9 protein-coding genes are annotated in these 11,441 nt (G+C 75.9%); 4 read left to right on the forward strand and 5 right to left on the reverse strand.

Annotation, left to right across the window (positions count from 1 at the left end; all coding sequences use genetic code 11):
* Positions 1 to 17: 17 nt before the first annotated feature.
* The 3 genes from IE124_RS14960 to IE124_RS14970 form a co-directional block, all read right to left on the reverse strand.
* Positions 18 to 2,108: an FUSC family protein gene (locus IE124_RS14960; RefSeq protein WP_189508241.1), complete on the reverse strand. Its 2,091-nt coding sequence runs from the start codon at positions 2,106 to 2,108 to the stop codon at positions 18 to 20.
* Positions 2,109 to 2,530: 422 nt separating this feature from the next.
* Positions 2,531 to 3,655 carry a DUF2786 domain-containing protein gene (locus IE124_RS14965; RefSeq protein WP_229832474.1) on the reverse strand — a complete coding sequence of 375 codons (1,125 nt, stop codon included), beginning with the start codon at positions 3,653 to 3,655 and terminating at the stop codon, positions 2,531 to 2,533.
* The gene (locus IE124_RS14970; protein ID WP_189508243.1) at positions 3,652 to 4,041 is read right to left on the reverse strand and encodes a winged helix-turn-helix transcriptional regulator; all 390 of its coding nucleotides are present in this window, start codon (positions 4,039 to 4,041) and stop codon (positions 3,652 to 3,654) included. The genes IE124_RS14965 and IE124_RS14970 overlap by 4 nt, the downstream gene beginning before the upstream one ends.
* 73 nt (positions 4,042 to 4,114) lie before the next feature.
* Here IE124_RS14970 and IE124_RS14975 point away from each other — a divergent pair, with 73 nt between their 5' ends.
* The 3 genes from IE124_RS14975 to IE124_RS14985 all read left to right on the forward strand — a co-directional run bounded on the left by IE124_RS14975 (position 4,115) and on the right by IE124_RS14985 (position 7,975).
* Entirely contained in the window at positions 4,115 to 4,933 is an 819-nt protein-coding gene (locus IE124_RS14975) for an NAD(P)H-binding protein (protein ID WP_189508244.1), read from the forward strand.
* Positions 4,934 to 5,003: 70 nt separating this feature from the next.
* Positions 5,004 to 5,861, forward strand: coding sequence for an ABC transporter ATP-binding protein (locus IE124_RS14980; RefSeq protein ID WP_229832475.1), 858 nt, complete (start codon positions 5,004 to 5,006; stop codon positions 5,859 to 5,861).
* A complete protein-coding gene (locus tag IE124_RS14985; protein WP_189508246.1) occupies positions 5,855 to 7,975 on the forward strand; it encodes an FtsX-like permease family protein in 2,121 nt (706 codons plus the stop codon). The genes IE124_RS14980 and IE124_RS14985 overlap by 7 nt, the downstream gene beginning before the upstream one ends.
* 210 nt (positions 7,976 to 8,185) lie before the next feature.
* On the opposite strand, the gene IE124_RS14990 is transcribed toward IE124_RS14985, so the two are convergent.
* Both IE124_RS14990 and IE124_RS14995 read right to left on the reverse strand, forming a co-directional pair.
* The gene (locus IE124_RS14990) at positions 8,186 to 8,776 is read right to left on the reverse strand and encodes a GNAT family N-acetyltransferase (RefSeq protein ID WP_189508515.1); all 591 of its coding nucleotides are present in this window, start codon (positions 8,774 to 8,776) and stop codon (positions 8,186 to 8,188) included.
* Positions 8,777 to 8,859: 83 nt separating this feature from the next.
* Entirely contained in the window at positions 8,860 to 9,819 is a 960-nt protein-coding gene (locus IE124_RS14995; protein ID WP_189508247.1) for an NADP-dependent oxidoreductase, read from the reverse strand.
* Between the two features lie 215 nt (positions 9,820 to 10,034).
* On the opposite strand from IE124_RS14995, the gene IE124_RS15000 reads away from it, so the two are divergent.
* Positions 10,035 to 11,279: a LuxR C-terminal-related transcriptional regulator gene (locus IE124_RS15000; protein WP_189508248.1), complete on the forward strand. Its 1,245-nt coding sequence runs from the start codon at positions 10,035 to 10,037 to the stop codon at positions 11,277 to 11,279.
* Positions 11,280 to 11,441: the final 162 nt, after the last annotated feature.

Consider the following 11,441-nt stretch of genomic DNA (forward strand, 5'->3'; position numbering starts at 1 on the left):
CGGGGTCTTCACTCCTCTCAACTCCGTTCGGGCCTCCGCTGGATGACACGATCCCGGAAATCGGGCGCCAGCGCGTCCGTGAGCTCGTCCAGGACGTCGAGGAGCAGCCGGCCGCCCCTTTCGAGGAGGAAGTGGTCCGGCGGGTCCGCCGACCAGCCGGCGACGGTCTCCCGGAGGTCGTCCCAGTGCGGCTCCCTGCGCTCGCGTACGTCCTTCGCGCCCTGCTCCGTCGAGCGGCGCAGGGCCTCCGCGAGGCCCGCGGCGGCGGGCAGCGGAGTGGCGCCGCGGTCCGGGAGGTGCGCCTCCAGGAGCATCGCCGCCCGGCCGAACTCCGCGACGGCGTGCCCGGCCGCCTCCGCCGTCGCGTGCGAGAGCCCCCGGTGGCGTACCGGCTCGTGGGTCGCCCGGTCCACCGCCTCCTGCCAGGCCACCCGGGCGGCCCTGGCGGCGAGGAGCGCCTCCCGGACGTCGGGGCAGGACTGGCCGGCGGGTTCGGCGTACCGGGCGGCGACGGCGGCGGCGTACCGGCCGGAGGCCGACAGCCAGTCCGCGAGGCGGCCACGCAGCCGGGGCGTCTCCCAGGCCGGGTAGACGGCGTAGCCGAGCATGGCGAGCACCCCGCCGAGGAGGGTCAGCAGCACGCGCTCCCGGACCGTCTGGGTGAGGCCGGCGCCGTCCATGCCGAGGAGGAAGACGACGTATGCGGCGACGCAGGCCTGGGCGACGGCGTACCCCGTGCGCATCAGGAGGTACATGCCGAAGGCGCACAGCACCGCGAGGGCGGCGGACAGGTACACGCCCGGGTGGGCTGTCCGGACGACCGCCGTCGCGAGCGCCACGCCGACGAGCGTGCCGCCGAAGCGGGCCACGGAGCGGGCGTACGTCTGCGTGAAGTCCGGCCGCATCACCATGACGGAGGCCATCGGCGCCCAGTACCCGTGGCCGAAGGGGAGCGCGGTGCCGAGGAGGTAGCCGGCGGCCGTGACCGCCGAGACGCGGACGGCGTGGCGCAGGATCGGGGAGTCGGGGCGCATCTCGGCACGCATCTTCGCGAGGACGATCGGCCCGAGCCGGACCATCGTGGGGCGGGTGCGGGCCTCGTCCGAGCTCGTCTCGGTACGCGGCTCCGCCGTCTCGACGACGTCGCCGAGCAGGGCGGCGAGCCGGTGGGCGGCGCGGCGGGGCGGGCCGGAGAGGATCGCGCCGGTGTCGGGGGTGCGGAGTGCGGCGACGGCCGGCGGGGGGAGGGTGACCGGCTCGCCGTGCCGGATCGCGTGCGCGGCGGCGTCGAGGACGGCGGCCGTGGCGGCGAGCAGCTCGCGCACGCGGTCCCGCTGCGGCCCCTTCTCCGGCACGCCGACGGCCGGGTCGGCGAGCGAGGCGAGGACCGGGCGGATCCGCTCGGCGAGGCCGCGCGCGCCGTGCAGTTCCGCCGGGCGGCGGCGGGCCTGTCGCGGGGTGACGGCGGCGGCGCTGCGGGCCGTCATGAGCGGGACGGGGTCGAAGGGGGCGACCGGGTCGTGGCGGAGGCGGCGGGCGTAGTCCGCCTCGGCGGCGAGCGCGTCGGCGAGGGCGTCGCGCTGGGCGCCCCAGCGGCGGACGGGGAGGAGGACGACGAGGGCGGCCTGGGCGACGCCGCCCGCGAAGATCATGGCGGCGTGGCCGGCGGCGGTGGCGACGGAGGTGGGGAGGGTGACCGTCACCAGCATGATCGCCACGTTGGAGGAGGCGATGATGCCGGCGGTGGGGCCGGCGGCCCAGGCGAGGCCGGAGAGGAACGTCCAGAGGAGCAGCAGGGCGAGGAAGAGGAAGGGGTGGGAGCCGGCGCCGGTGACGTAGCCGAGGAAGGTCGACACGGCGAGGCTGGCGCCGGAGGCGAGGGCGAGGGTGGGGCGGGGGCGCCAGGAGCGCTGGAAGGTGGCGATGGCCGCCTGGAAGGCGCCGAAGGCGGAGGAGGCGGCGACGGCGGGGCCGAAGAGGGCGAGCGAGAGGCCGACGACGAGGGCGAGGCCGAGGGCGCCGCGGGCTGCGATGACGGGTTCGAGCTGCCGCCGCTCGACGGTGAGCCCTGAGCGGGCGGTCTCCTTCAGGGCCCGGAGCCAACTCATGGGCCTGAGCGTATCCGCGAACCCGTACGAAACGGGTGTTTCCCTCCCCCGCCCCGCCCCTTCCCGAAACCCTGCCGGGGGCGGGTGGGGGTGCTGTCCGGGGGGACGCAGTCCCCCGGACCCCCTGGCGGGGGGGCGCGGCGGCTGCGCGCCGGGGGCCCGGCCCCCCGGGGGGCCGGTGGGGCGGTCGGGTCGGGGCTCGGCAAGCCCCCGGGGCGCGGGGCCGGTGAGGTCGTGGCCCGGCAGGCCCCCGGGGCGCGGGGCCGGTGAGGTCGTGGCCCGGTAGGCCCCCGGGGCGCGGGGGGCCGGTGGGGCGGTCGGGTCGTGGCTCGGCAGGCCCCCGGGGCGCGGGGGGCCGGTGGGACGGTCGGATCGTGGCCCGGCAGGCCCCCGGGGCCCGGACGGGAGCGGTGTCGGGGGTGTTACGGGAGGTGGGGGCGGTTGGGGTGGAGGGAGGTTTTGTCGGCTGCTGTGGTGCCGTGGGTCCAGCCGTCCTCGTCCCAGGCCGCTCTCACCCTCGTCGACCTCGTCTCCGGGAAGAGTTCGTCCGTGCGGTTCGTGACCGCGAGGTCGCGGGAGGCCAGGGCCGGGAGGAGGGTCGGGGTCTCCGCGGCGACCCGTCGGGACGTCGCCGACAGGCGGGCGCCCAGGCGGTTGGCGTAGGCCAGGAGGAAGGACTGGCGGAACGACTTCGTGCGCTTCCGGCCGCCCGCCCGCTGCTCCGCTTCCGCCCTCGTCATCGCCGCCGTGCCCTGGACCAGCAGCGAGGTGTAGAGCAGCTCCACCGGGTCCAGGTCCGCCTCGAAGCCGACCACCGTCGAGAAGCCGTACGCCTCGTTCCACACCGCCCGGCAGTGGTTCGCCGTCGCCACCGCGTCCAGCAGGATCGCCTTCGCCTGTTCGTACGGCGGCTCCACCCCGATCCGGATCGCGCCCGGCGTCTCCGGAGACGGCGCGCCCGCCGCGAGCGTCGCCTCGTCCAGGCTGTGCCGCGCCATCAGCTCCTGGGCCTTCGCCGTGAGGGCCTCCGCCTCCTCCGGGTACCCCGTCGCCTCCGCCTTCGCGAGCAGCGCCCGGATCCGGGACAGCATGCGGGGCTCCCCGGCGACGGGCGGCGGCAGCTTCTCGCCCGGGACCGGGCCGACCGCGTCGAGCCTCGGCAGCCGTACCAGGATCCGGTACAGCTCCAGGACGGTCGTCGCGGACGAGAAGCGGTCCGTCGGCCGGACGGCGCCGGGGTCCAGCTCGTCCAGCTGCGCCTGCCAGCGGTGCGGCAGCCGCTCGTAGCCCGCCGTCTCCGCCCTGATCACGCTCGCGAGGACGCGGACGTGCTCGTCCGAGAGCTCGCGGCGGACCGTGCGCGCCAGGTCCGCCGGCTGCCAGCCCCGCCCCCACAGCGTCCGTACGAACTCCTCGCCGCGCCGCGCCAGTTCCGCGTCGGCGGCCCGGTCCGCGGCGGCGAGGAGCGAGGCCGCCGTGTCGAGCGAGACGTCGTCGCTCGCATACAGCGCCTCGAAGGCCTTGTCGATGATGCCGGTGCCGCTCACGCCGTCCTCGCGTCCCATTCCTCGCGCGACCGGGCGATCACCGCACGGTGGTCGAGCGACCAGTCGATCAGTCGGCTGATGAGGTGGGTCATGCTCCGGCCCGTCTCGGTCAGCGCGTACTCCACCTGCGGCGGAGTCGTCGGGTACACCGTCCGCGAGACCAGTCCGTCGCGTTCGAGGCGGCGCAGGGTGAGCGTCAGCATCCGCTGCGAGATGCCGGTGACCAGCCTCTGGAGCTCGCGGAACCGCCGTGGCCCCGGGGCCAGTTCGACGACGACATGAACCGTCCACTTGTCGCCCAGGCGGTCCTGCACGTCCCGTACGCCGCACTCCTCCGCGCAGCTCACCGGCGCGCCGGTGGTTACCTCCGTGTGCCCTTCCGACATCGAAGTGCCTCCTTCCGCGATCTTTCCCGTCCCCTCACGATGGTCTCAGCCGTCACCACCCCAGGGGGAATCCATGCTGCTCGTCACCGGCGTCTCCGGCGCCCTCGGCTCTCTCGTCGCCGCCCGTCTCGCCGGCCGCGCCGACGTCGTCCTCGGCACCCGCGCCGGACTGCCCGGCACCCGCCGCGTCGACTTCGACGCGCCCGAGACCCTCCCGGAGGCCTTCGCCGGGGTCGGCACCCTGCTCCTCGTCTCCGCCGGGTACGGCGAGGACGACACGGTCGTCGCCCGGCACGAGGCCGCGATCTCCGCCGCCGAGCGGGCCGGCGTCCGCCACCTCGTCTACACGAGCCTGTCCGGCGACGGCGACCACCTCGCGTACTCCCTCGCCCACCGCTGGACCGAGCGGCGGCTCCGGCGGTCCACCACGCTCGACTGGACGATCCTGCGCAACGGCCTCTACGCCGAGCTCCTCGCCGGGATCGCCGCCCCCGACGCCGAGAACCGCATCACCGGGCCCCTCGGCGAGGGCCGGCTCGCCGCCGTCGCCCGCGAGGACCTCGCCGACGTCGCCGTCTCCGTCGCCACGGACCCCGCCGCCCACCGCGGCCGCGTCTACGAGCTCGTCGGCGAGCGCCCCCTCGGCGGCGCCGACCTCGCGGCGGCGCTCGGCGCCACCTACGCCCCGGGCTCGCTCGCGGACGCCCGCGCGGCCGTCGCCGCCTCCGGGGCCGTGCCCTTCCAGGTGCCGATGCTGGCGAGCACGTACTCGGCGATCGCGCACGGCTTCCTCGACGGAACGGGCGTCGAGAGCGATCTCCGCACGCTGCTCGGCGGGCGCGAACCCCTCGACGCACTGGATGTGTTCATGAAGGCCGTACGCGAGGGGTAGGGCCAGGCATACCTCCCGGACGCCCGGCAGTGGTCGTGATCGGTGGCGGCGGAAACGGTTCGCTTGAGCCATGACGAAGACGAGGACGACCGCGACCACGACCACCAGCACCAGCACCAGCACCAGCACCAGCACCAGCACCAGCACCACGAACGCGGCCACGAACACCGCAGCTGTGCGTCTCCGGGGCCTCGCCCGCCACCACCGCGACGTCCGCGCCCTCGACGGCGTCGACCTCGACTTCGCCGCCGGGACCTTCACCGCCGTCATGGGTCCCTCGGGCTCCGGCAAGTCCACGCTGCTCCAGTGCGCGGCCGGGCTCGACCGGCCCACCGCCGGGAGCGTGGAGGTCGGCGGAACGGCCCTGGAGGGGCTGAGCGAGCGGCGCCTGACCCTGCTGCGGCGGGACCGGATCGGCTTCGTCTTCCAGTCGTTCAACCTCCTGCCCAGCCTGACGGCCGCACAGAACGTCGCCCTGCCGCTCCGCCTCGCCGGCCGCCGCCCCTCTCGTACGGAGGTGGGAGAGGCCCTCGCCCGCGTCGGGCTCGCCGGGCGGGAGCGGCACCGGCCGGGGGAGCTCTCCGGCGGGCAGCAACAACGGGTCGCGATCGCCCGGGCGTTGATCACCAGACCCGCCGTCCTCTTCGGGGACGAGCCGACGGGCGCGCTCGACTCGACGACGAGCCGCGAGGTCCTGGCCATGCTGCGCCGGCTCGTCGACGAGGACGGCCAGACGATCGTCATGGTCACCCACGACCCGGTGGCGGCGGCCCGCGCGGACCGGGTGGTGTTCCTGGTCGACGGCCGCCTGGCGGGCGAACTGGCCGCGCCGACCGTGGAGTCGGTCGCGGCCCGGATGGCGGGCCTCGAAGCACCCGAGGATGCCCGCCGTGGCTCCGGCGAGCCCGTGGGGAGCCCGGCATGCTGAGCGTCGTCCTCTGCGGTCTCCGTGCCCGCTGGGCCTCCTTCCTCGGCGGATTCCTCGCCCTCGCCCTCGGCGTCGGGCTGCTCACCACGATGGGTCTCGGCCTCTCCGCCACTTTCCACGCGCCCGAGCGTTCTCCCCAGCGGTTCGCCTCCTCGCCGGTCGTCGTCCAGGGCCAGGACCGGCTGACGCTCGACGTGCGGCGCGGGCCGGACACCGTCCCCGTGTCGCAGCGGCTCGACCGTCCACAGCCTGTGGACAGAGAACTCCTGCGCGAGCTCCGCACCCGCTGGCCCCTCACCACCTCCGGCGGCCCCGACGCCGTCGGCCTCGACGCCCCCGCCGCCGAGGTCCGGGCCCTGGTCGGCGACCGCGCCCGGGTCCTCACCGGCGACGCGCGGCGCGACGCCGACCCCGACCCCGAGCGGGCCGCCCAGGCCCTCGTCGGACTCAACGCCCTCCTCGGCACCACCGGCGGCGTCACCGCCTTCGTCTCCGTCTTCGTGGTCGCCTCCACCTTCGCCTTCGCCGTCGCCCTGCGCCGACGCGAGTTCGGCCTCCTCCGCACCGCCGGAGCCACCCCCGGCCAGGTCCGCCGGATGCTCCTCGCCGAGGCCACGGCGCTCGGCGTGCTCGCCTCCGCCACCGGCTGCGCGCTCGGCGCCGCCGGCGCCCCCTTGCTGGCCCGGGCACTCGTGGACGGCGACCTGGCGCCCGAGTGGTTCGCGGTCGGCGACGCCGCCTGGCCCTTCCACCTCGCCTTCTGGACCGGCCTGACCGTCGCCCTCGCCGGGGCCGTCGCCGCCTCCCGCCGGGCCGGGAAGGTCGGCCCGACGGCCGCGCTCCGCGAGGCGGACGTCGACACCGACGTCCTGCCGCCCGGCCGGGCACTCTTCGGCGCGGGGCTGCTCCTCGCGGGGCTCGGGCTGCTCGTCTGGACGTACGCCACCGAACCGTCGGAGCTGCTCAAGCGGAAGACGTACACGACCTTGCCGATGCTCCTCGTCGGCGGCGTTGCGCTCCTCTCCCCGCTCCTGGTGCGGCCCGTCGCGCGGCTGCTGCGGCTGCGCGGGGCCGTGGGGACGCTCGTACGGGAGAACAGCGCCGCCTCCGTACGCCGCACCGCCGCCATCGCCGCGCCCGTCCTCGTCACCGTCGCGCTCGCCGGGACGCTCTTCGGCTCGGCGGCGAGCGTCACACGGACGCGGGGCGTCGAGGCGCGGGAGCAGACGGCCGCTCAGTACGTGGTGAGCGGCGAGGACTTGAAGGAGGTCGGGCCTTCCGCCCTCCCGGACGGGGCCGTCGCCTCACCCACCGCGTCGACCTCCCTCTTCGTACGGGACGGGGCCGAGGCCGTCGTCAAGTACGGGGCGCGGGCGGTGGCCGACCCGGCGGCCTTCGCGGAGCTGGCCCGGCTGCCCGTCGTCGCGGGGGACCTGCGGGACCTCGACGACCGGTCGATCGTCGTCAACGAGGAGTTCGAGCGGCACCGGATCGGCGAGACCGTCGAGATCTGGCGCGCCGACGGGAGCGGTCCCGTACGGCTCCGGGTCGTGGCCGTCCTCGCGCTCGGGACCGGCGACAACGGCCCGTACGTCACCCGGGCGAACGCACCCGGCGCCCCGCTCGACCGGATCGATGCGAGCGGCGGCGGCGCGGCCACGGTGCGGGCCCTGGAGGCGAGCGGCGGGACCGTCAGGACCGCCGGAGCGTGGGCCGCGGCCGGCCATCCGGAGAGCGGCCCGCAGGCCCGGCTCGGGATGATCCTGGTCCTCGGGATCGCGCTCGTCTACACGGTGATCGGGCTCGCCAACACGCTCCTCATGGCGACGTCCGTACGCGGCGGGGAACTGGCCTCCCTCCGGCTGGCCGGCGCCACCCGCGCCCAGATCCTGCGGGTCGTGACGGGCGAGGCGGTGCTCGCCACCGCGATCGGGGCGCTGCTCGGCCTCGCGGTGACGGCGGCCGTCCTCGGCACCTTGGGCGCGGGCCTCGCCGCGCTCTCGGCCCCCGTCGCCCTGGTCCTCCCGTGGGCCACGGTCGGCGCCGCCGCGGGGGTCTGCGCGGCGGTCGCGGTCGCCGCGTCGGCCCTCCCCGCGTGGCGCCTCACGCGCTGAGCGGCGATGGTGGGACGACGGGGCGGTGACAAGGGTCGGAGCCGGGTCACCGCCCCTCCACGCACGCGCGTGGCGGGTCGACGGCCCGCCACGCGCGCGTGCCCGGACCAGGGCCTGACCCCCGAGCAGGCCCTGGTCCGGGCCGCGTGCGTGGAGCGGGGCCCACCGCGTCACGACGTCACCGCGCCACGACGTCACCGCGCCACGACGTCACTCCGACCCCGACTCCGACTCCGACTCCGTCGGCTTCTTCGCCTCCCGCCACTCCCGCGCGAGGACCGACCAGACCTCCTCGTCGTGCAGCGCGCCCCGGTAGGCGTAGCTCTCCCGCAGGACGCCGTCCCTGGTCATGCCGAGGCGTCTGGCGACGGCGATGCTGGGCCCGTTGCCGGCGGCGACCACCCACTCCATCCGGCGGATGCCCCGCACCTCGATCGCCCAGTCGATCAGCGCCCGCGCCGCCCGGGTCACCAGGCCCTTGCCGGCCCCTGCGGGCTCCAGCCAGCAGCCCGCCTCGGCACGGCCGGACCTCGTGTCCAGCGTCCGGAGGATCACGGCGCCGACGAGCGTGCCGTCGGCCAGCCAGATGCCGTGGATGCGGCCCGTGTCGGCCGCCGCCTTCTCCGCGTACGCGCGGAGGAAGGCCCGGCTCGACTCCAGGTCGGTCACGACGTCGGGCAGGCCGTTGCGGGCTCCGATGAACTCCCGCCCCCGGTCCATGTGCGCCAGGAACTCGTCTGCCTGCCACGGTTCGAGCGGGCGCAGCTCCGCGCCGTCGTCACCCAGGGACATCGCGTACATCGTCGTCGTCGCCTTCCACTGCACGGTCGCCGGATCCAGCCACACAAGGGGTGGATCTTCTCACCCTCCGCCGGGCGCGGGACCTACGGGAGCAGGACCAACTTCCCGCGCATGTGGCCGGATTCGCTCAGTTCCTGCGCGCGGGCCGCCTCCTTCAGGGGGAGGGTGTCGGCGATCCGGACCGTGAGGGTGCCCTCCACCGCCTGCCGGGCCTGGGCGGTGAGCCCGGCGCGTACGACGTCGGGGGCGGCCGTGACGCCCGAGAAGGCGATCCCGTGCTCCGCCGCGTCCGTCGCCGCGATCGTCGCGATCCGCCGCTTGTCCGCGGCCCCCTCCCCGCCCAGGAGCTCGATCGCGACCGGGAGCACACCGTGGCCGGCCGCGTCGAAGACCGCGTGGACGCCGTCCGGCGCGGCGGCCCTGACCCGCTCGGCCAGCCCCTCCCCGTACGCCACCGGGATCGCGCCGAGCTCCCGCAGGTAGGCGTGGTTGGACTCGGAGGCGCTGCCGACGACCGTGATCCCGGCCGCCACGGCGAGCTGGACGGCCACCGAGCCGACGACCCCCGCCGCCCCGTGCAGGAAGAGCGTCTCGCCCTCCCGTACGCCGATCAGGTCCAGGACCCGCTGGGCGGTCTCCCCGGCCACCGGCAGGCTCGCGGCGGCCTCCCAGGAGAGCTCGGCCGGCTTGGGCGCGATGATGCCGGCGATGGCGTACTCGGCGTAGGCGCCGGTCTTCGTCCAGCCGATGACCTCGTCGCCGACGGCCAGGCCGGGGAAGCCGTCGCCGGAGCCTTCGGCGCCCTCGACGCCTTCGCCGAGCGCGTCGACGGTGCCGGCGAACTCAAGGCCGGGGACCGCGGGGAAGGTCGTCGGGTAGAACTCCTCGACCCAGCCGTAACGCCGCTTCCAGTCCACCGGGTTGACGCCCACGGCCTTCACCCGGACCCGGACCTCGCCGGGGCCGGGCTCCGGCACGGCGACACCGGTCGTGTGGCGCAGCACCTCGGGGCCGCCGAACTCCTCGTACACGATCGCTTCCATCTCAGCCTCCAGCGCTGCCTGTTCACATCGTTCGCCGCTTGTCGAGTTCCTCGAAGAGTCGCCGCTCATGGAATTGCTCGACGCGTTCCTCGTCGCCTTCTTCGACGTGCTCCAGCCTGCGCCCCGCCCCTTCCTCGCCCCGCCCTCCCAACGGCCAGTCCCACCTGTCCGAAGGACCGGCCGGACCCGTCCCCGCCCGCCGTACGCTGAACCGCATGGACGCGCTCACCCTGACCACCGCGTACGAGATCCTCCGGCAGCCGCTCGGCGAGATCCTCCCCAAGGTCTCCGCCGCCCTCGCCCCCCTGATCCCGCATGCGGACGCCGCCGAACTCTCCACGCACTGCGCCCACTCCCCCTTCAAAGCCCTCGGCGGTACGGAGCTGCTGACCTCCGCCGAACTGACGCCGCTGCTCCTCGCGGGCGTCCCCGGGGAGCCCTGGCAGGGCCTCGCGACGATCGGCGGCCGGGCGCGCGAGGCCGTCGCCGTGAAGAGCGACGCGACCCGGCGCGGGGCCGTCCTCGTGCTCGTACGGGAGGACGGCGCCGCCCCGGCACAAGCGCCCGAACTGGCCGTGGCGCAGGCCCTGTGGAACCTGGTGACCAGCCACTTCGACCGGTTCGCCACGGAGGCGATGCCCGGGGCCCTGGCTCGATCGCGCGCGGCCGCCGACACCCGGGCCCGGGTCATCGCCGAGCTGTCGACCGCGCACGCGGCCGCGCTCTCCGGGGTCCTCGGGGTGCTGCGCAGCCGCGCCCTCGACGACTCGACGGCCCGGGCGACCGCGACCGACCTGGCCGCCACGGCCCTGATCGAGATGCGGGCCGAGCAGCGGCGGGACCGGGCGCTCGCGGAGGAGCCCGCGCGGGACGCCTTCGAGCGGCTCGCCGGCGAGCTGCGCCCGATGCTGCGGCACAGCGCGGTCCGGCTCGACCTGGGCGCGCCGGACTCGGACCGCTCGCTCGCAGCGGACGTCGCGCACAGCGCGCGGGCGATCGTCCGCGCGCTGCTCCTGGTCGTCCTGGAGCAGGATTCCGTGCGCCGGGTCCACGTGGGCTGGCAGCTGACCGAGCACGAGCTGAGGGCCTCGGTGCGGGACGACGGGGCGGGCGCCCTGGCCCCGTGCGACCTGGGGGCGGGCAGCATCCGCGACCGGCTGGACGTGCTCGGCGGGCGGCTCGACATGGACGCGGTGCCGGGCTGGGGCACGACGATCACGGCGGTGGTCCCGCTCGCGACCCCGGAGGCGCCGGTCGAGGCGGCGCACCCGCTGACCGGGCTCGGCGAGCGGGAGGTGGAGGTGCTGCGGCACCTTGCGCTCGGCCACCGGAACCGGCGGATCGCGGAGGAGCTGCACATCAGCGAGTCGACGGTGAAGTTCCACGTCGCGAACATCCTGAACAAGCTGGGCGTCGACTCGCGCGGCGAGGCGGCCGCGCTCTTCCACGCGGCGGCGTAGGCGCCCTCCGGGGGGGGGGAGGCGCGACGCTCTTCCACGCGGCGGCGTAGGCGCCCTCCGGGGGGGGAGGCGCCGCGCTCTTCTACGCGGCGGCGTAGGCGCCCTCCGGGGGGAGGCGCCACGCTCTTCCACGCGGCGGCGTGACGCTCGCCTGATGTCGTG

Origin of the sequence: Streptomyces narbonensis (genome assembly GCF_014649015.1) — a bacterium.
Classification (GTDB): domain Bacteria; phylum Actinomycetota; class Actinomycetes; order Streptomycetales; family Streptomycetaceae; genus Streptomyces; species Streptomyces narbonensis.